At 57.3% G+C, this 19527-nt stretch carries 17 protein-coding genes and 2 tRNA genes; 1 reads left to right on the top strand and 18 read right to left on the bottom strand.

Annotated features, from left to right (window positions below; genetic code table 11):
* Positions 1-18: 18 nt before the first annotated feature.
* The 10 genes from nusA to rlmE all read right to left on the bottom strand — a co-directional run bounded on the left by nusA (position 19) and on the right by rlmE (position 8592).
* Complete coding sequence (gene nusA, locus ACA056_RS03665; protein WP_008024459.1) at positions 19-1500, bottom strand: transcription termination factor NusA; 1482 nt, start codon at positions 1498-1500, stop codon at positions 19-21.
* A 47-nt stretch (positions 1501-1547) separates the two neighbouring features.
* Positions 1548-2006: a ribosome maturation factor RimP gene (gene rimP, locus ACA056_RS03660; protein ID WP_010463487.1), complete on the bottom strand. Its 459-nt coding sequence runs from the start codon at positions 2004-2006 to the stop codon at positions 1548-1550.
* Positions 2007-2144: 138 nt separating this feature from the next.
* Positions 2145-2221 (bottom strand) — tRNA-Met (locus ACA056_RS03655).
* 96 nt (positions 2222-2317) lie between these two features.
* Positions 2318-2403, bottom strand: a tRNA-Leu gene (locus ACA056_RS03650).
* A gap of 22 nt (positions 2404-2425) precedes the next feature.
* Positions 2426-2809, bottom strand: coding sequence for a preprotein translocase subunit SecG (secG, locus tag ACA056_RS03645; RefSeq protein ID WP_017336473.1), 384 nt, complete (start codon positions 2807-2809; stop codon positions 2426-2428).
* A gap of 4 nt (positions 2810-2813) precedes the next feature.
* Positions 2814-3569: a triose-phosphate isomerase gene (gene tpiA / locus ACA056_RS03640; protein ID WP_497270563.1), complete on the bottom strand. Its 756-nt coding sequence runs from the start codon at positions 3567-3569 to the stop codon at positions 2814-2816.
* 66 nt (positions 3570-3635) lie between these two features.
* Positions 3636-4973, bottom strand: a complete 1338-nt coding sequence (glmM, locus tag ACA056_RS03635; RefSeq protein ID WP_497270561.1) for a phosphoglucosamine mutase — start codon at positions 4971-4973, stop codon at positions 3636-3638.
* 16 nt (positions 4974-4989) lie between these two features.
* Positions 4990-5841 (bottom strand): dihydropteroate synthase, encoded by an 852-nt coding sequence (gene folP / locus ACA056_RS03630; RefSeq protein ID WP_497270559.1) that lies wholly within the window; start codon positions 5839-5841, stop codon positions 4990-4992.
* Positions 5842-5849: 8 nt separating this feature from the next.
* Complete coding sequence (gene ftsH / locus ACA056_RS03625; RefSeq protein ID WP_033053619.1) at positions 5850-7760, bottom strand: ATP-dependent zinc metalloprotease FtsH; 1911 nt, start codon at positions 7758-7760, stop codon at positions 5850-5852.
* A 202-nt stretch (positions 7761-7962) separates the two neighbouring features.
* Positions 7963-8592, bottom strand: coding sequence for a 23S rRNA (uridine(2552)-2'-O)-methyltransferase RlmE (gene rlmE / locus ACA056_RS03620; RefSeq protein WP_007900501.1), 630 nt, complete (start codon positions 8590-8592; stop codon positions 7963-7965).
* Positions 8593-8693: 101 nt separating this feature from the next.
* Between rlmE and ACA056_RS03615 the strand changes: the two genes are divergently transcribed.
* Positions 8694-9002: a YhbY family RNA-binding protein gene (locus ACA056_RS03615; protein ID WP_429528765.1), complete on the top strand. Its 309-nt coding sequence runs from the start codon at positions 8694-8696 to the stop codon at positions 9000-9002.
* A gap of 9 nt (positions 9003-9011) precedes the next feature.
* Here the strand turns inward: ACA056_RS03615 and ACA056_RS03610 are convergent, their stop codons facing one another.
* From ACA056_RS03610 to grpE, 8 genes are all read right to left on the bottom strand, one after another.
* The gene (locus ACA056_RS03610; protein WP_497270556.1) at positions 9012-9416 is read right to left on the bottom strand and encodes an MFS transporter; all 405 of its coding nucleotides are present in this window, start codon (positions 9414-9416) and stop codon (positions 9012-9014) included.
* A 28-nt stretch (positions 9417-9444) separates the two neighbouring features.
* Positions 9445-9921: a transcription elongation factor GreA gene (gene greA, locus ACA056_RS03605; protein WP_046045786.1), complete on the bottom strand. Its 477-nt coding sequence runs from the start codon at positions 9919-9921 to the stop codon at positions 9445-9447.
* Positions 9918-13139, bottom strand: a complete 3222-nt coding sequence (gene carB / locus ACA056_RS03600; protein WP_415773201.1) for a carbamoyl-phosphate synthase large subunit — start codon at positions 13137-13139, stop codon at positions 9918-9920. The genes greA and carB overlap by 4 nt, the downstream gene beginning before the upstream one ends.
* Before the next feature lie 119 nt (positions 13140-13258).
* Positions 13259-14395 carry a glutamine-hydrolyzing carbamoyl-phosphate synthase small subunit gene (gene carA / locus ACA056_RS03595; RefSeq protein ID WP_046045784.1) on the bottom strand — a complete coding sequence of 379 codons (1137 nt, stop codon included), beginning with the start codon at positions 14393-14395 and terminating at the stop codon, positions 13259-13261.
* A 259-nt stretch (positions 14396-14654) separates the two neighbouring features.
* Positions 14655-15461, bottom strand: coding sequence for a 4-hydroxy-tetrahydrodipicolinate reductase (gene dapB, locus ACA056_RS03590; RefSeq protein WP_497270553.1), 807 nt, complete (start codon positions 15459-15461; stop codon positions 14655-14657).
* A 9-nt stretch (positions 15462-15470) separates the two neighbouring features.
* Positions 15471-16595, bottom strand: a complete 1125-nt coding sequence (gene dnaJ, locus ACA056_RS03585) for a molecular chaperone DnaJ (RefSeq protein WP_008149037.1) — start codon at positions 16593-16595, stop codon at positions 15471-15473.
* Between the two features lie 297 nt (positions 16596-16892).
* Complete coding sequence (dnaK, locus tag ACA056_RS03580) at positions 16893-18809, bottom strand: molecular chaperone DnaK (protein ID WP_008149038.1); 1917 nt, start codon at positions 18807-18809, stop codon at positions 16893-16895.
* 102 nt (positions 18810-18911) lie between these two features.
* On the bottom strand, positions 18912-19478 hold the full coding sequence (grpE, locus tag ACA056_RS03575) for a nucleotide exchange factor GrpE (protein WP_033058135.1): 567 nt from the start codon (positions 19476-19478) through the stop codon (positions 18912-18914).
* Between the last annotated feature and the right edge of the window lie 49 nt (positions 19479-19527).

The raw sequence follows: 19527 nt of genomic DNA, 5'->3' as shown, positions 1-19527 counted from the left end.
TCCTCAGGCCGCGCCTAATTACTCGAACCAGTGGGCTCGGGCGGCCATGATCAACTTGCCGGCACGATCATCGTCAATGCCGTCGATGTCGAGCAGATCGTCAATAGACTGCTCGGCCAGGTCTTCGCGGGTAATTACGCCGCGCACCGCCAGTTCCATCGCCAAATCCTTGTCCATACCCTCAAGCGAGAGCAGGTCTTCGGCCGGATGGGCGTCTGCCAGCTTTTCCTCAGTAGCGATGGCTTTGGTCAACAAACGATCCTTGGCGCGAGCGCGAAGCTCGTTGACGGTTTCTTCGTCAAAGCCGTCGATGTTGAGCATTTCTTCCAACGGTACGTAGGCAATCTCTTCCAGGCTGGTAAAGCCTTCATCTACCAGCACCTGTGCCAGGTCTTCGTCGACTTCCAGCTCGTCGATGAAGTTGCGCAGGATGTCGCCGGTTTCTGCTTGCTGCTTAGCCTGGATGTCCGATTCGGTCATCACGTTCAGGGTCCAGCCAGTCAACTGGCTAGCCAGACGCACGTTCTGACCACCCCGACCGATGGCCTGAGCCAGATTGTCTGCGCCAACGGCGATGTCCATTGCATGGGCATCTTCGTCAACGATAATTGCCGCCACTTCAGCCGGCGACATTGCATTGATCACAAACTGAGCCGGGTTGTCGTCCCACAGGACGATGTCCACACGCTCACCGCCCAACTCACCCGACACTGCCTGGACGCGCGAACCGCGCATACCGATGCAAGCGCCTTGCGGGTCGATGCGTTTGTCCTTGGAGCGGACCGCGATCTTGGCGCGCGAACCCGGATCACGGGACGCAGCCATTACTTCGATCAGGCCTTCAGCGATTTCCGGCACTTCGATGCGGAACAACTCGATCAGCATTTCCGGCGCAGTACGCGACAGGATCAACTGCGGGCCGCGGTTCTCGGTGCGGATTTCCTTGAGCAGCGCACGCAGACGCACGCCAACCCGGAAGGTTTCGCGAGAAATGATGTCTTCACGAGCCAGCAACGCTTCGGCGTTGTTACCCAGGTCGACGATCACGTTGTCGCGGGTCACTTTCTTCACGGTGCCGGAGATGATTTCTCCCAGGCGCTCGCGATAGGCATCAACGACTTGAGCGCGCTCGGCTTCGCGAACTTTCTGCACGATGACTTGCTTGGCAGTCTGTGCAGCGATGCGGCCGAACTCAATGGACTCGATCTTTTCTTCGACTACATCACCAACCTGAGCACCAGGATGCGTTTCTGCAACCTTGCTCGGCCAGGTTTCGATGGCCGGATCGTCCAGGTCTGCTTCTTCGACGACAGTCCAGCGACGGAATGTCTCGTAAGCACCGGTGTGGCGATTGATTTCCACACGCAGATCGACTTCGTCCTCGAAACGTTTTTTGGTAGCAGTGGCCAGAGCCAGCTCCAGCGCTTCAAAAATTACGTTTGCCGGTACGCCCTTTTCATTGGATACCGACTCAACAACCAGCAGTACTTCTTTGCTCATCGTACGCCTCGCCTTTCGCAAGCCATTGGATCCGCGGGATCCGCGTCTCAGTCAAAACTGGGAATAATGTTGGCCTTGTCGATCATATCGATCGGCAACAGGAACTCATGGTCTTCTACCTGCACCACGACGTCCTGCTCTTCTACACCGCGCAGAAGGCCCTGAAAGTTGCGTCGGCCTTCAAAAGGCGAGCGCAGCTTGATCTTCACTTGTTCACCGGCAAATTTTGCAAACTGCTCAATAGTGAACAGCGGGCGTTCCATGCCAGGCGAGGAAACTTCAAGGGTGTATTCAACGGCGATTGGATCTTCAACATCCAGAACACCGCTGATCTGACGACTGACAATGGCACAATCGTCCACCAGCACGCCGCCCTCTTTATCGATATAAACGCGCAACATTGAGTGGCGACCTTGAGCCGAAAACTCAATACCCCAGCATTCATAGCCTAGGGCCACGACCACCGGGGCCAGCAAGGCCTGCAACTCTTCTAGCTTGCTCGACACCTGAACCCCCTCGTGCATGTATGTGCATGCTGTGCAAAATAAAAAAATGGGCGAAACGCCCATCCTTGAAACGCCGTCGAACAGCGGCGTTGAAAGTGTCCAGCTAACAAAAAGCCCCTTAAAAGGGGCTCCTTAAACTGGTTGCGGGGGCCGGATTTGAACCGACGACCTTCGGGTTATGAGCCCGACGAGCTACCAGACTGCTCCACCCCGCGACAAAGCTGGGGCGGAAGTATACGACCGATCCCTGACAGGGTCAATGTAACCTTCCACCTACAAGAAAGCCCGCAACAGCGGGCTCTCCTGATAATTGGTACCGAGAAGGGGACTCGAACCCCTACACCCTATGGGCACAACCACCTCAAGGTTGCGTGTCTACCAATTCCACCACCTCGGCAATACTACGTTTGAAACCCTTCTTACTTTTGCTCTTGAGCTGGAGGTACGTCAGTCGCTGGAGTAGCCGACTTTTGCTCTTGAAGCACCGGTACATCATCAGAAGCCGGTTGTTGCTTTGGAACTTCCAATACCGCTGGGTTTGGCAAACCTACTTGAGTCAGCTGGTGAGCCTTCTCTTTAGCAAAGTAACCTAACCCTAAGCTGGTTATGAAGAAACCGGCGGCAAGTATAGCAGTAAACTTACTAAGAAAGGTAGAGGAACCTTGGCTTCCGAACACAGTATTTGAAGCACCTGCTCCGAAAGACGCGCCAGCATCCGCACCTTTACCCTGCTGCAGCAATACCAGAGCAACTACGCCCAATGCACCCAGCAGATGAAAAACGACTACGACTGTTTCCAGCATTTTTTCAGTTTCCCGCGGCGCGACAAATCGCACCGAACTCATCTGCATTCAGGGACGCTCCACCAATGAGCCCCCCATCGATATCCGGCATGCCGAACAGTTCGACCGCATTGGCCGCCTTCACGCTGCCGCCGTATAGAAGCCGCACACCTTGCGCGACCTCAGAATTCTCTGCCGCCAACTGAGCGCGAATGGCTGCATGCACATCCTGCGCCTGTTGCGGCGAAGCAGTCAGCCCGGTACCAATAGCCCAGACCGGCTCGTAAGCGATTACTGCCTTTGCAAAAGCACCAACACCGAGCTCCTCTATGATACTGCCTAGCTGACGCCCGACAACCTCAAGAGTTTTTCCAGCTTCGCGCTCTTCAAGGGTTTCCCCTACGCACAACACCGGAATCAAGCCACATGCCTGTGCCGCTGCGAACTTGCGAATCAGCATTCCGTCATGCTCACCCATTATCTGGCGGCGCTCGGAGTGCCCGACAAGCACCAGGGAACAACCTGCATCCACCAACTGACTCGGCGCAACTTCACCGGTCAACGCACCTTGCATGGATTCCACCGCAGAGTTCTGCGAGCCGACCGAAATCGACTTTTCCTTCAAGCCATCAATCACTTGATTGATATGCAAGCAAGGCGGGAATACCGCTACATCAACATCGCTCGGCAAGGCCAGATGACGAAGGCCATTGATCAGCTCAGCGACGCTGGCGCGGGTACCGTGCATCTTCCAGTTACCAGCTACCATAGGGCGACGCATGCTGTACCTCGTCGGTCAAAGTGGGCGCAGATGTTACCCAACACAATCATGGCTGGCAAGCCGAAATCAGGCAGAAACTTCAGTAACCAGTTTTGCCAGCTCTTCGGCGTAGCCGCGAACCTGTGTTTCATCCTCACCTTCGACCATGACCCGCACCAACGGCTCCGTCCCGGACTTGCGCAACAGCACGCGCCCACGACCAGCCATAGCCTTGGTAACACGCTCACTTGCCTCTTTGACGGACGGATGATCAAGAGGGCTCGCACCACCGCCGAATCGTACATTGATCAGCACCTGAGGGCACTTGCGCAGCGCCTGACGCGATTGCGCCAGCCCCTCGGAGCGGGTCTTCAGCGCCATCAATACCTGCAATGCGGCAATGATCGCGTCACCGGTGGTGGTGTGGTTGAAGCAGACGATGTGCCCCGAATTTTCACCACCCACCAGCCAATTGCGCTCCAGCAACTCGGAGATTACGTAACGGTCGCCAACATTGGCCCGCACAAAAGGAATTGCCAGATCCGCCAGGGCCAATTCCAACCCCAGGTTACTCATCAGCGTACCGACCACACCGCCCTGCAACTTGCCCTGCTCATGCAGGTCGCGAGCAATGATAAACAACAACTCATCACCGTCGACAACAGCACCGGTATGATCAACCATCTGAACCCGGTCACCATCACCGTCAAAGGCGATACCCAAATCAGCATGCTCGGCCAATACAGCAGCTTGCAGCGGACCCATATGGGTCGAACCGCAATTTTCATTGATGTTCAGGCCGTTAGGATGAGCAGAAAGTACAACGACATCAGCCCCCAGCTCACGGAATACACTAGGCGCCACCTTGTAGGTCGCGCCGTGGGCGCAGTCGATCACGATCTTCAGGCCCGCGAAGCTGGTGCCAGTCGGGACGCTGCTTTTGCAGAATTCGATATAGCGGCCTGAAGCATCGTTAATGCGCGATACCTTGCCGATCTTGCTCGACTCAACCACGGTCATCGGGGTGTCGAGCAACTCTTCGATCATATGCTCGACTTCATCAGGAAGCTTGGTGCCCTTCCCGGAGAAAAACTTGATGCCATTGTCATCGTGAGGGTTGTGCGAGGCACTGATCACGATGCCCGCTTCGGCCTGGAAGGTACGCGTCAGGTAGGCGATGGCCGGTGTCGGCATCGGGCCCAGGAGCATGACATCAGCACCTGCCGAAGTGAGCCCGGCCTCGAGCGCAGATTCGAACATATAGCCGGAGATCCGGGTGTCCTTGCCCACCAATACCTTGCAGGCGCCCATTTTGCGGAACGCCATACCAGCAGCCCAGCCGAGCTTGAGCATGAAGTCAGGAGTAATCGGATATTCGCCAACCCGACCACGAATGCCGTCGGTACCAAAGTATTTCTTAGTCATAAGTGCTCCATCATTCTTATTCCGCTGATTCTACTGCGGCGATCATTCGCACCACATCGACGGTTTCGGCCACATCATGGACGCGCAATATACGCGCCCCCTTGACCGAAGCCAGCGCTGCGAGTGCCAGACCACCATGCAGACGCTCTCCAACCGGACGATTCAATGCCTGACCTATCATGCTCTTTCGCGAAACCCCGACCAACAGGGGCCGCCCCAAGGCATGCAGGGCCTCCATATGTTTGAACAAGCTTAGATTGTGCTGCAAGGTTTTTGCGAAGCCAAAGCCCGGATCAAGGATGATCCGGTCCGCTGTAATTCCTACCGACGCACACTGAGCCATGCGCTCGGCGAGAAACTCGCCCACCTCTTTCGTGACGTCCTGATATTGCGGATTGTCCTGCATGTCTCCCGGCTCACCGAGCATATGCATCAGACAGACCGGCAGGCCAGTGGCCGCGGCCGCATCCAGAGCGCCATCGCGCCGCAGCGAACGCACGTCATTGATCAACCCCGCGCCAAGTCGTGCGGCTTCGCGCATGACAGCTGGCGTGGAAGTGTCGACCGAGATAATGACATCCAGCTCGCGGTGTATTCGCTCGACGACCGGAGCTACGCGCTCAAGCTCTTCCAGCGGTGAAACCACCCTGGCACCCGGCCGGGTCGATTCGCCACCGACATCGATCAACGTCGCGCCGGCCGCCACCATAGCCTCAGCGTGGCGCAAGGCCGCATCGAGCTGACTATATTGGCCGCCGTCAGAGAAGGAATCGGGAGTGACATTGAGAATACCCATGACGTGCGTCAGGGACAAATCAAGAACCCGGTTGCCGCAAGGCAACCGGGTCGAGGACTGAACAGAAGTCATTTCAAACCTTAAACGTCAGCAGCCGGACCGCCGATCGGTGTTTCCGGACGCGGATCCTGTGCCACCGGAGGAGTTCCGGAGGTACCGGTGCCGCCTGACCAGTCGCGAGGTTCGCGAGGCGTACGACCCGCCATGATGTCGTCGATCTGATCAGCATCGATCGTTTCGTACTTCATCAAGGCATCAGCCATGGCGTCGAGCTTGTCACGGTTATCGGTGAGGATCTGCTTGGCCGTGCCGTAGCACTGATCAATGATGCTGCGCACTTCGGAGTCGATCAGCTTGGCTGTCTCACCGGAGAAGCTTGCACCCTGACCGCCACCGCCGCGACCGAGGAACACTTCGCCCTCTTCTTCTGCGTACATCAACGGGCCGAGTTTTTCCGACAAGCCCCACTTGGTCACCATGTTTCGTGCAATCTGGCTGGCACGCATGATGTCGTTTGACGCACCAGTGGTGACGCCGTCGAAGCCCAGGGTCATTTCTTCAGCAATACGGCCGCCGTACAACGAGCAGATCTGACTGATCAATGCACGCTTGGACAGGCTGTAGCGATCTTCTTCCGGCAGGAACATGGTTACACCCAGCGCACGACCGCGCGGGATGATCGACACCTTGTAGACCGGGTCATGCTCAGGCACAACGCGGCCAACAATAGCGTGACCTGCCTCGTGGTAAGCGGTGTTCTGCTTCTCTTTCTCGGACATGACCATGGATTTGCGCTCGGCGCCCATCATGATCTTGTCTTTGGCCAATTCGAACTCTTTCATCTCGACGATGCGTTTGCCGGCACGGGCCGCGAACAACGACGCTTCGTTCACCAGGTTAGCCAGGTCGGCACCAGAGAAACCAGGGGTACCACGAGCGATCACGGCCGGAGCGACATCGTCACCCATTGGCACTTTTCGCATGTGAACCTTGAGAATCTGTTCGCGACCACGGATATCCGGCAGACCGACGACAACCTGACGGTCGAAACGGCCCGGACGCAGCAACGCAGGGTCCAGTACGTCCGGACGGTTGGTTGCAGCGATGACGATGATGCCGTCGTTCATTTCGAAGCCGTCCATCTCTACCAGCAACTGGTTGAGAGTCTGCTCGCGCTCGTCATGACCGCCGCCCATACCGGCACCACGGTGGCGACCGACGGCGTCGATTTCATCGATGAAGATGATGCATGGCGCGTGCTTCTTGGCCTGCTCGAACATGTCACGAACACGGCTGGCACCGACACCGACGAACATTTCGACAAAATCGGAACCGGAAATGGTGAAGAACGGTACTTTTGCTTCGCCGGCAATCGCTTTGGCCAGCAATGTTTTACCGGTACCTGGAGGTCCCACCATCAGCACGCCGCGTGGAATGCGGCCGCCCAGACGCTGGAACTTGCCCGGATCACGCAGGAACTCGACCAACTCGCCGACTTCTTCCTTGGCTTCGTCACAACCGGCAACGTCACCCAAGGTGGTTTTCACCTGATCTTCGGAGAGCAGGCGCGCCTTGCTCTTACCGAAGCTCATTGGTCCGCCCTTGCCACCGGCGCCGCCCTGCATCTGCCGCATGAAGAACATGAACACGGCGATGATCACCAGGATCGGGAAGCTTGCAACCAGGAGCTGAGTCCAGATGCTTTGCTGTTCAGGCTGTTTGCCTTCGACTACGACATGGTTGTCCACGAGGTCGCCGATCAGACCGTTGTCCTGGATTGCCGGACGAATGGTCTTGAAGCTGTCGCCATCGTTGCGTTTGCCGGTAATCACGTAGCCGTCAACCGCTACGCGCTCGACCTTTCCATCCTTGACCTGCTGGATGAAGTCGGAATAGTTGAGGGTCTGCGGCTCGTTAGGGCTGGAGAAGTTGTTCATCACTGTCACCAGGACAGCCGCGATGATCAACCACAGGATCAGATTCTTTGCCATATCGTTCAATTAACTACCCTCTGAAGCAAGCTCCGCTAATGGCGCGCGCTTCGCATGATATTCACCGGCCTAACTTACTACATTACCTACGGCTCTGGCAGGCGCCGTCTGTAACCCTTTGTGAAACACTTTCTACACAATATTCGCTATTCCCCACAGGGCGAAATACGAAAATCCTATCGACCCGCAAAAAAACCTCGATTTACTCACTACGGCCGCGGTAGCCCCAAGCCAGCATGTATTGCTCGCGGGAACTGCCACGGGAAGAGTCGGGCTTGATCATCTGGACCTTGTCGAATTTCTGACGAGCGTCCTTCACATAAGCATCAAACCCTTCGCCCTGAAACACCTTGATCACGAAATTACCACCCGGCTTGAGTATCCGAGCCGCCAGATCAAGAGCCAGCTCACATAAGAACATGGCTTTTGGCATGTCCACCTCAGGCGTACCACTCATATTGGGGGCCATATCGGAAATCACAAGGTCCACCTGCGAATTACCCACGGCTTCAAGGATCTGAGCGAGCACTTCGTCCTGGGTGAAGTCACCCTGGATGAAAGTCACGTCCGGAATGCTGTCCATTTCCAGGATGTCCGAGGCGATCAGACGCCCCTGACCACCGATCAGCCGACTAGTGACCTGCGACCAGCCGCCGGGCGCCGCACCCAGGTCGACAACGCTCATACCCGGACGGATCAGCTTGTATTTCTCCTGGACCTCCAGAAGCTTGTAACTCGCACGCGAGCGGTAACCATCCTTCTGCGCCTGCTTCACATAGGGATCATTGACATGTCTTTTCAGCCAACCAAGGCTTGTCTTGGAACGCGCCATTGGGCACCTCGATGATAAGGGTCGTGATTAATTGGGCGGATCCACGAACCCTCGGGTAAAATGGCCGCCATTTTACAGAATCCAGACTAAAGGGTCAGATTATGCCGCTCACTCAAGAGCAGAAGAAACAGTACAAATCCATTGGCCACCATCTGAAACCAGTTTTGACTGTGGCTGACAACGGTTTGACTGAAGGTGTGTTAGCCGAACTTGAACGCGCTTTGGCGGATCACGAGCTGATTAAAATCAAGCTCAACATCCTCGATCGCGAGTCGCGCCTGGCGAACATTGCAGAACTGTGCAAGGTCGGCAAAGCGGACCTGGTTCAGGTCATCGGCAAGATGGCACTGATTTACCGCAAGAACTTCAGCGTCAACAAGCAGCTGTCGAACATCCATCGCTTCAAGTGATGACAAGGGTCAAGGGTGTGCTTCGCGCACCCTGCCACTCCATCCAGGCACCGGCTGCAACACCAGCACCAGCCCGGAAAAGCCCAGAACAAGATAGCTGAACACCTGCCAACGCACGGCATCCGGCCAGCCGATACGCACCGCGACATACATCGCACACGCATACAGCGCCATCAGCAGCAGTTGCCCGCGAATATCGCGCCATAGACTGGCAAGGCCCTCGGCCTGAACCAGCACCAAAGCCTGAAAAATCACACACGCCGCGGCGAACCCCACCATCAGCGCATCAAGCATGCCTGCGATTTCGTCGATCAGCAGCGGCGCCAGGCCAATTTTGCCCAGCACCGGCAGCAGACCGATGTGCAACAGCCACAGACCACCAACCCACAACACCTGAGTCAGTTGCCAAAGCATGGCGCCCGCAAGTAGTGGGCGCCTGCGCTTAGATGTGGCGAACTTCGACAATCTCGTACTCGATAACGCCGCCAGGCGTTTTCACGGCAACCACATCACCCTCTTCCTTGGCAATCAAGGCGCGGGCCAATGGCGAACCGACCGAAATCTTGCCGAGCTTGAAGTCAGCCTCATCCTCACCAACGATGTGGTAAGTGACGCTTTCATCCGTCTCGACGTTGGCGATTTCAACGGTGGTGCCGAAGATCACTTTGCCGGTGTGAGGAATGGTCGTGACATCGATGATCACCGCGTTTTGCATGCGGCCTTCGATGTCGCGGATCCGCGCCTCGACCATACCTTGCTGCTCGCGAGCAGCGTGGTACTCGGCGTTTTCTTTCAAGTCACCCAACTCGCGAGCCGTACCGATGTCCTGGCTGAGCTTCGGACGGACGACCTTGGTCAGATGAGCGTGTTCTTCTTCCAGGGCTTTTGCGCCCTTGACGGTCATTGGGTATTTGATCATGCCTTCAATCCTGCGTGTAGATCCTGCAAGCGGCGCACGGTCTTCTCGGGACCGAACTTCAGCGCTTCGCAGATGGCTTCGCCAGCAGCAATGGTGGTGGTGCAGTAGATCTTGTGCTGCAAGGCATTACGACGAATGGAGTACGAATCAGCGATCGACTGACGACCTTCGGTGGTGTTGATGATCAGGGTGACTTCGTCATTCTTGATCATGTCGACCACGTGCGGACGACCTTCGGTCACCTTGTTCACACGACGCACTTTCAGGCCTGCGGCTTCGATCAGCTTGGCAGTACCGGCAGTGGCAACCACTTCGAAGCCCAAGTTGATCAGATCACGGGCCACGCCTGCAACCAGTGGTTTGTCGTCATCACGCACGCTGATGAAGGCGGTACCGCCAGTCGGCAGCACTTCGCTGGCGCCCATTTGGGCTTTGGCAAACGCTTCGCCGAAGGTGTCGCCCACGCCCATCACTTCACCAGTGGACTTCATCTCTGGGCCCAGGATCGGGTCCACACCAGGGAATTTGGCGAAGGGGAAGACCGCCTCTTTCACACTGTAGAAGTTCGGAATGATTTCTTTGGTGAAACCGATTTCCTTCAGGGTTTTACCGGCCATCACGCGAGCCGCGATCATTGCCAGGGAAACACCGATGCACTTGGACACGAACGGTACGGTACGGGAAGCGCGCGGGTTGACTTCGATGACGTAGATGTCTTCGCCTTGCAGCGCCAACTGAACGTTCATCAGGCCGACAACGCCCAGCTCCAGGGCCATTTTCTTGACCTGTTCGCGCATCTCGTCCTGGATATGCGCAGGCAGCGAGTACGGCGGCAGGGAGCACGCGGAGTCACCGGAATGAACGCCAGCCTGCTCGATGTGCTGCATGATCGCGCCGATCACCACGTCGGTGCCGTCGCAGACCGCATCCACGTCCATTTCGATGGCGCAGTTGAGGAAGTGGTCGAGCAGCACCGGGCTGTCGTTGGACACTTTCACCGCATCACGCAGGTAGCGCTTGAGCTCTTCTTCTTCGTAAACGATTTCCATCGCGCGGCCGCCCAGTACGTAGGACGGACGAACCACCAGCGGATAACCGATCTTGGCAGCGGCACGAATCGCTTCGTCTTCGCTGCGCACGGTGGCGTTTGGCGGCTGACGCAGGTTCAGGCGCTCGACCATCTGCTGGAAGCGCTCGCGGTCTTCAGCACGGTCGATGGCGTCAGGGCTGGTGCCGATGATCGGCACACCGGCTTCTTCCAGGGCACGAGCCAGTTTCAGCGGGGTCTGGCCGCCGTACTGGACGATCACGCCTTTAGGCTTCTCGACTCGGCAGATTTCCAGTACGTCTTCCAGGGTCACTGGTTCGAAGTACAGGCGATCGGAGGTGTCGTAGTCGGTGGAAACGGTTTCCGGGTTGCAGTTGACCATGATGGTCTCGTAACCGTCTTCGCGCAGGGCCAGCGCCGCGTGCACACAGCAGTAGTCGAACTCGATGCCCTGGCCGATACGGTTAGGACCGCCGCCGAGGATCATGATCTTGTCGCGGCCCGACGGCGCGGCTTCGCACTCTTCCTCGTACGTCGAGTAGAGGTAAGCGGTGTCGGTGGCGAACTCGGCCGCGCAGGTGTCAACGCGCTTGTAGACCGGGAAGATCTCCAGCTTGTGACGGTGGCGACGCAGAGCCTTCTCGGTTACGCCCAGCAACTTGGCCAGACGCATGTCGGAGAAGCCTTTGCGCTTGAGGCGGAACATCAAGTCGCGGTCGATGCTGGCCAGACCCAGGGTCTTGACCTTCTCTTCTTCCTTGATCAGATCTTCGATCTGCACCAGGAACCACGGGTCAATCATGTTCATGCCGAAGATGTCTTCGACCGACAGGCCGGCGCGGAAGGCGTCAGCCACGTACCAGATACGCTCGGCACCCGGCACGGTCAGTTCGCGCTTAAGCACGCTCATGCTTTCCGGATTGCTCAGGTCGAGCTTCTCGTCCAGACCGCAAACGCCCACTTCCAGACCGCGCAGGGCTTTCTGCAGGGATTCCTGGAAAGTCCGGCCAATTGCCATGACTTCACCGACCGACTTCATTTGAGTGGTCAGGCGCGCGTCGGCTTTCGGGAATTTCTCGAAGGCGAAGCGTGGCAGCTTGGTCACGACGTAGTCGATGGACGGCTCGAAGGATGCAGGAGTAGCGCCGCCGGTAATTTCGTTCTGCAGCTCGTCCAGGGTGTAGCCGATCGCCAGCTTGGCAGCGATACGCGCAATCGGGAAACCAGTGGCTTTCGAGGCCAGTGCCGAAGAGCGGGATACTCGCGGGTTCATCTCGATCACGACCATACGGCCAGTGTCGGGGCAGATGCCAAACTGAACGTTGGAGCCGCCGGTTTCCACGCCGATCTCACGCAGTACCGCCAACGAGGCGTTACGCATGATCTGGTATTCCTTGTCCGTCAGGGTTTGTGCCGGAGCAACGGTGATCGAGTCACCGGTGTGCACGCCCATCGGGTCAAAGTTTTCGATGGAGCAGACGATGATGCAGTTGTCCTTCTTATCGCGGACAACCTCCATCTCGTATTCTTTCCAGCCGATCAGGGATTCGTCGATCAGCAGCTCTTTGGTCGGCGACAGGTCGAGGCCGCGGGCGCAGATTTCTTCGAACTCTTCACGGTTGTAAGCGATACCGCCACCGGTGCCGCCCATGGTGAAGGACGGACGGATGATGCACGGGAAGCCGAGCTTTTCGAGGACCGCGTTGGCCTCTTCCATGCTGTGGGCGATACCCGAACGCGGGCAGTCCAGGCCGATGGATTTCATCGCCTTGTCGAAGCGCGAACGGTCTTCAGCCTTGTCGATGGTGTCAGCGTTGGCGCCGATCATCTCTACGCCGAACTTCTCCAGAACGCCTTCGCGCTCCAGATCCAGTGCGCAGTTCAGAGCGGTCTGGCCACCCATGGTCGGCAGCAGCGCGTCCGGACGCTCTTTCTCGATGATCTTGGCAACGGTCTGCCACTTGATCGGCTCGATGTACGTGGCGTCAGCCATGTCCGGGTCGGTCATGATGGTCGCTGGGTTGGAGTTCACCAGGATGACGCGGTAACCCTCCTCGCGCAGGGCTTTACAGGCCTGGGCGCCGGAGTAGTCGAATTCGCAGGCCTGGCCGATCACGATCGGGCCAGCGCCGAGAATCAGGATGCTTTTAATGTCTGTACGTTTTGGCATGGGTTTGTCACTCAAATCCGCAGGTCAGTCGGCAAGCCGTCTTGTTCAATCTTTGAAGACTTGAGGGGGCCACCGTGTGTCGGGACCGCCCTCAAGCTTTGCTACATCAAGGCGAGCGATCAGCGTCGCTTGGCCATTTCGTTGATGAAGCGATCAAACAGTGGTGCTACGTCGTTCGGGCCAGGGCTGGCTTCCGGGTGACCCTGGAAGCTGAAGGCGCTCTTGTCGGTACGCTCGATACCTTGCAGGGTGCCGTCGAACAGCGATTTGTGGATCGCGCGGACGTTGGCTGGCAGGGTCGTTTCGTCTACCGCAAAACCGTGGTTCTGGCTGGTGATCATCACCACACCAGTATCCAGATCCTGGACCGGGTGGTTGGCACCGTGGTGGCCGTGACCCATTTTCAGGGTCTTGGCACCGGAGGCCAGGGCCAGCAGTTGGTGACCAAGGCAGATACCGAAGACCGGAATTTCGGTTTCCAGCACATCCTTGATCGCCTGGATCGCGTAGTCGCAAGGCTCCGGATCGCCAGGGCCGTTGGACAGGAACACGCCGTCCGGCTTCAATGCCAGCGCTTCAGCAGCGGGTGTCTGTGCCGGCACCACGGTCACGCGACAACCGCGCTCGACCAGCATGCGCAGGATGTTCAGTTTGACGCCGTAGTCGTAGGCAACCACGTGGTACGGCAGCTCAGAGGCTTCGATGGTCGCGTGGCTGTCGGTTTTCAAATCCCAGACAGTCGAGCGCCACTCGTATTTCTCTTTGGTGCTGACGACTTTTGCCAGGTCCATGCCTTTGAGGCCAGGGAAACCCTGAGCTGCGGCGATGGCGGCTTCTTCGGAAATGTTGTCACCGGCCATGATGCAGCCGTTCTGCGCGCCTTTTTCACGCAGGATGCGCGTCAGGCGGCGAGTGTCAATACCGGCGATTGCCACAACGTTGTTGGCTTTCAGGTAGTCGGACAGAGACATCGTGTTACGCCAGTTGCTCGCAACCAGTGGCAGGTCACGGATAACCAGACCCGCGGACCAGACGCGGTCGGACTCGGCGTCTTCCGGCGTGGTGCCGGTGTTGCCGATGTGCGGGTAAGTCAGGGTAACAATCTGTTGGGCGTAGGAAGGATCGGTAAGAATTTCCTGATAGCCGGTCATTGCGGTGTTGAACACCACCTCACCAACGGTTTGACCGTCGGCTCCAATGGCTTCGCCGCGAAAAATGCTGCCATCAGCAAGGGCGAGTATGGCTGGCTTAGTCAAGAAGACCTCCCGTAAATAAAGCCTGAAAGGGCGATCGCAGGTTGTAAAAAAGCGGAGTGACGTATGGACACGTCACCCCGCTTCTTCACCGAATAATTCTGCGCGCTTTTAGTGGACACACTAAAGCTGTAGCTTACAGAAAAAGGCATTTTTGGTCTACCATCAATGAGCCTTAAAGGCCGGGGAATGCGACAGGACGTCGCTTGACGGAGTAAAACCGGGCTCAAACATACTATTTGAACCCGATTTCGGGCGCATCTTAACGCAGTTCGAGTACGTCTTGCATGTCGTAAAGACCCGGCTCACGACCGCCCAACCACAACGCAGCACGTACCGCGCCCTTGGCGAAGGTCATGCGACTGGAAGCTTTATGCGTGATCTCCAGTCGCTCACCCTCACAGGCGAACAGAACCGTATGATCGCCGACTACATCACCACCGCGAACAGTGGCAAATCCGATCGTTTCACGCTCGCGAGCACCGGTATGGCCTTCACGCCCATACACCGCAACCTTCTGCAGATCACGATCCAGGGCATTTGCGATGACTTCGCCCATGCGCAGAGCCGTACCTGAAGGCGCATCGATCTTGTGCCGATGATGAGCCTCGATGATCTCGATATCCGCCTCATCACCCAGCACACGAGCAGCCATGTCGAGCAGCTTCAGCGACAGGTTTACACCGACACTGAAATTGGCCGCGAACACGATCGGAATATCCTTGCCGGCCTCGGCCAGCAACTGCTTCTGTGCGGCGTCCAGCCCTGTCGTGCCGATCACCATGGCCTTGCCCGCCTTACGGCAGAACGCCAGGTTTTTCAGCATGACTTCCGGGAGCGTAAAGTCGATCAGCACGTCGAATTCATCAGCCACCGCGTCCAGATTGCCGGACAGTGGAACGCCGATACGCCCCAGCGAGGCCAGTTCACCAGCATCCACGCCAATCAGCGTACTGCCGGGGCGCACGATGGCTGCCGTCAGCCCGGTCAGCGGCGCGCGTTGCTGCACCGCCTCGACCAGAATCTTGCCCATGCGCCCGGCAGCGCCCATCACAGCTATACGTCGCATGCCGACTCCTTACAAATCGCCGAAGAAGCGCTTCACGCCTTCGAACCAACCAGTGGTTTTAGGCGAATGGCTGTTGTCATCTGCCAGCGAGCTACGGAATTCTTCCAGCAGTTCGCGCTGACGACGTCCCAGATTGACAGGGGTTTCGACCGCCACTCGGCACATCAAGTCACCAGCACCGCCGCCGCGCACTGGCGCAACGCCCTTGCCGCGAACACGGAACTGCTTGCCGGTCTGAGTCCCTTCAGGGATTTTCAGTTTGACTCGACCATCAAGGGTCGGAATCTCCAGCTCACCACCCAGCGCAGCATCGACAAAGCTGATTGGCACTTCGCAGAACAGGTGCTTGCCGTCGCGCTGGAAGATCGCGTGCTCACGCACGTTGATCACCACGTACAGGTCGCCAGTCGGACCACCCTGAGCCCCCGCCTCGCCTTCGCCGGACAGACGAATGCGGTCACCGGTATCGACACCGGCCGGCACTTTCACCGAGAGGGTTTTGTACTCTTCGACACGACCTTGACCGTCGCACGAGTCGCACGGATCGGAAATGATCTTGCCCTGGCCATGGCAGCGCGGGCACGTCTGCTGTACCGAGAAAAAGCCCTGCTGCATACGGACTTGACCGATACCGCCGCAAGTCGGGCAAGTGATCGGCGAGGAGCCTTTCTTGGCACCCGAACCGTCGCACGGCTTGCAGTTGACCAATGTCGGAACACGGATATTCACGGTTGTACCGCGCACCGCTTCTTCCAGATTCAGTTCCAGGGTGTAGCGCAGGTCGCTGCCGCGCTGAGCGCCGCCACGAGAACCGCCGCGACCGCCGCCGAAGAAATCACTGAAGACATCACCAAAGATGTCGGAGAAGTTCTGACCGCCAAACCCGGCACCGCCGCCGCCCATGCTCGGATCGACACCGGCATGACCGTACTGGTCGTAGGCCGCGCGCTTGCTGGAATCGGACAGGACTTCGTAGGCCTCGTTGGCCTCCTTGAACATATCTTCCGACGCTTTGTCATCGGGATTACGGTCCGGGTGGTGCTTCATCGCCAGGCGACGGTAGGCCTTTTTCAGGTCTGCTTCGCTTGAGCCGCGCTCAACACCCAATACTTCGTAATAGTCACGCTTTGCCATAAGTCTTTGCACTCTTAAGGACGTTCGGCAAACCTCTCCTGAGCCTTGCCAAACTCGTTGAGCCCCAATACAGGCCCGGACCCAACTCACGTCAATTCAACGATCCTGGTCTTTGATTCGATGCGGTACTTTCGGCTCGAAAAGCAGGAGCATTCCCGGCCATACCGCCAACACACGAGCCTTGTCGCATGCTGTAAAAATTCGCTAACTCCAGACACGCCAACGCGGGAGCAAGCCCCCGCGCGGCGACATCCTACCAGTCACTGCCTAAAGGCAGTCAACCGGCCGACCAACAACTTACTTGTGGTCTTTGACTTCTTCGAACTCAGCGTCGACGACGTCGTCAGCCTTCTCAGCCGATTCGCCTTGCGGTGCAGCACCTTCAGCAGGTTGAGCCTGCTCGGCGTACATCTTCTGCGCCACTGGAGCGGAGACTTTCGACAGCTCTTCAACCTTGGCTTCGATCGCGGCCTTGTCGTCGCCTTTGACAGCGGCTTCCAGGGCAACAACAGCAGCTTCGATTGCAGTCTTCTCTTCAGCAGTCACTTTATCGCCAGCGTCTGCGACCATTTTGCGAGTCGAGTGAACCAGCGCATCGCCCTGGTTGCGAGCGGTTGCCAGCTCTTCGAACTGGCGATCTGCGTCGACGTTGGCTTCAGCATCGCGAATCATCTGCTGAATCTCTTCCTCGGACAGACCGGAGTTGGCCTTGATCACGATCGACTGAGTCTTGCCGGTAGCCTTGTCTTTGGCGCCTACGTGCAGAATGCCGTTGGCGTCGATGTCGAAGGTCACTTCGATTTGTGGCACGCCACGTGGTGCTGGTGGAATCTCGGCCAGGTCGAACTTGCCCAAAGACTTGTTCTGAGCGGCTTGCTTACGCTCACCTTGCAGCACGTGAATGGTCACAGCGCCCTGGTTGTCGTCGGCAGTCGAGAACACTTGCGATTTCTTGGTAGGAATCGTGGTGTTTTTCTCGATCAGCGCGGTCATCACGCCACCCATGGTTTCGATACCCAGGGTCAGCGGGCTAACGTCCAGCAGCAGAACGTCTTTCACGTCACCGGCCAATACTGCGCCCTGGATAGCAGCACCCATGGCAACAGCTTCGTCGGGGTTCACGTCTTTACGTGCTTCTTTACCGAAGAACTCGGTTACCAGCTTCTGAACCAGTGGCATACGGGTCTGACCGCCGACCAGGATCACGTCATTGATCGCGCCAATGTCGATACCGGAGTCTTTCAGAGCGATGCGGCAAGGTTCGATGGTGCGTTGAACCAGGTCTTCTACCAGCGCTTCGAGCTTGGCGCGGGAGATTTTCACGTTCAAGTGCTTAGGACCGGTGGCGTCTGCAGTGATGTACGGCAGGTTCACGTCGGTCGAATTGCTCGAAGACAGTTCGATCTTGGCTTTTTCAGCGGCTTCTTTCAGGCGCTGCATGGCCAGCGGGTCACCTTTAAGGTTCATGCCGCTTTCTTTCTTGAATTCGTCAACGAGGTAGTCGATCAGACGAATGTCAAAGTCTTCACCACCCAGGAACGTGTCACCGTTGGTGGCCAATACTTCGAACTGGTGCTCGCCATCGACTTCAGCGATTTCGATCACGGAAACGTCGAAAGTACCGCCGCCCAAGTCGTAAACGATCACGGTGTGATCGCCCTTCGCCTTGTCCATACCGTAAGCCAGAGCGGCTGCGGTTGGTTCGTTGATGATACGTTTTACGTCCAGGCCCGCGATGCGGCCGGCGTCTTTGGTGGCTTGACGCTGGCTGTCGTTGAAGTAGGCCGGAACAGTGATCACCGCTTCGGTCACTGGCTCGCCGAGGTAGTCTTCGGCGGTCTTCTTCATTTTCTTCAGAATTTCAGCCGAGATTTGTGGCGGCGACATTTTCTGGCCGTTCACTTCAACCCACGCATCGCCGTTATCAGCCTTGGCGATTTTGTACGGGACCATCTTGATGTCTTTCTGTACGACTTCTTCGTCGAACTTACGACCGATCAGACGCTTCACCGCATACAGGGTGTTGTGCGGATTGGTCACAGCCTGACGCTTGGCCGATTGACCAACGAGGATTTCACCATCGTTGGCGTAAGCGATGATCGACGGCGTGGTACGCGTGCCTTCAGCGTTTTCAATAACTTTGGCTACGCCGTTTTCAAGCACGGAGACGCAGGAGTTGGTAGTCCCCAGGTCAATACCGATAATTTTGCCCATGTTCACTCTCCCGAAACTTTGGATTTGGTTGCCGCAGCAGTGGTGGCTAACTGCGGTAGCACTTAAACGCTTGACTTCTAAATGGGGGCCTTGCGGCTAATTTCAAGCCTGCTCGTCAATCGAAGGCGAAACCGGTGCCGGAGCCTTGCTGACCACGACCATGGCCGGGCGCAGCAGGCGACCGTTGAGCTGATAGCCCTTCTGGAACACCTTGAGCACGCTGTTCGGCTCGACGTCGGCGCTTTCCTGCATGGCCATTGCCTGATGCTGAACGGCGTTGAACGGTTCGCCATGCGGATCGATCGCTTCCAGCTGATAACGTTTCAGGGTGTCCTGGAACATTTTCAGGGTCAGCTCGATGCCTTCGCGCATTGGACGAATGCTTTCGTCGTCCGGGCTGGACAACTCCAGACCACGCTCCAGGCTGTCGATGATCGGCAACAAGTCACCGGCGAATTTCTCCAGTGCGAATTTGTGTGCCTTTTCGACATCCTGCTCGGCGCGACGGCGGACGTTCTGCAGATCAGCCGCTACACGCAAAGCCTGATCATGAGCACCAGCCAATTGCTCTTCGAGCACTTGAACACGAGCCGCCAGTTCATCACCCGAATCCTGGGCAGCCTGATCGGCGTCTAGATTTTGCGTATCCACTGTCTGTTCGTCAGCCATAGATTTCTCCTTTCAATATCGTCCGCGAGCTCAACTCGCGCTTCTGCCC

The organism is Pseudomonas sp. LBUM1666 (genome assembly GCF_059695775.1).
This window is presented reverse-complemented; position numbering and strand designations above follow the sequence as displayed.

Bases quoted from the DNA above. Each gene is read 5' to 3' on its own strand.
- dnaK (WP_008149038.1), bottom strand. From the start codon at position 18,809: ATGGGCAAAATTATCGGTATTGACCTGGGGACTACCAACTCCTGCGTC.
- nusA (WP_008024459.1), bottom strand. From the start codon at position 1,500: ATGAGCAAAGAAGTACTGCTGGTTGTTGAGTCGGTATCCAATGAAAAG.
- greA (WP_046045786.1), bottom strand. From the start codon at position 9,921: ATGATCAAATACCCAATGACCGTCAAGGGCGCAAAAGCCCTGGAAGAA.
- dapB (WP_497270553.1), bottom strand. From the start codon at position 15,461: ATGCGACGTATAGCTGTGATGGGCGCTGCCGGGCGCATGGGCAAGATT.
- carB (WP_415773201.1), bottom strand. From the start codon at position 13,139: ATGCCAAAACGTACAGACATTAAAAGCATCCTGATTCTCGGCGCTGGC.
- dnaJ (WP_008149037.1), bottom strand. From the start codon at position 16,595: ATGGCAAAGCGTGACTATTACGAAGTATTGGGTGTTGAGCGCGGCTCA.
- rlmE (WP_007900501.1), bottom strand. From the start codon at position 8,592: ATGGCGCGTTCCAAGACAAGCCTTGGTTGGCTGAAAAGACATGTCAAT.
- ACA056_RS03615 (WP_429528765.1), top strand. From the start codon at position 8,694: ATGCCGCTCACTCAAGAGCAGAAGAAACAGTACAAATCCATTGGCCAC.
- grpE (WP_033058135.1), bottom strand. From the start codon at position 19,478: ATGGCTGACGAACAGACAGTGGATACGCAAAATCTAGACGCCGATCAG.
- folP (WP_497270559.1), bottom strand. From the start codon at position 5,841: ATGACTTCTGTTCAGTCCTCGACCCGGTTGCCTTGCGGCAACCGGGTT.
- ACA056_RS03610 (WP_497270556.1), bottom strand. From the start codon at position 9,416: ATGCTTTGGCAACTGACTCAGGTGTTGTGGGTTGGTGGTCTGTGGCTG.
- glmM (WP_497270561.1), bottom strand. From the start codon at position 4,973: ATGACTAAGAAATACTTTGGTACCGACGGCATTCGTGGTCGGGTTGGC.
- tpiA (WP_497270563.1), bottom strand. From the start codon at position 3,569: ATGCGTCGCCCTATGGTAGCTGGTAACTGGAAGATGCACGGTACCCGC.
- ftsH (WP_033053619.1), bottom strand. From the start codon at position 7,760: ATGGCAAAGAATCTGATCCTGTGGTTGATCATCGCGGCTGTCCTGGTG.
- secG (WP_017336473.1), bottom strand. From the start codon at position 2,809: ATGCTGGAAACAGTCGTAGTCGTTTTTCATCTGCTGGGTGCATTGGGC.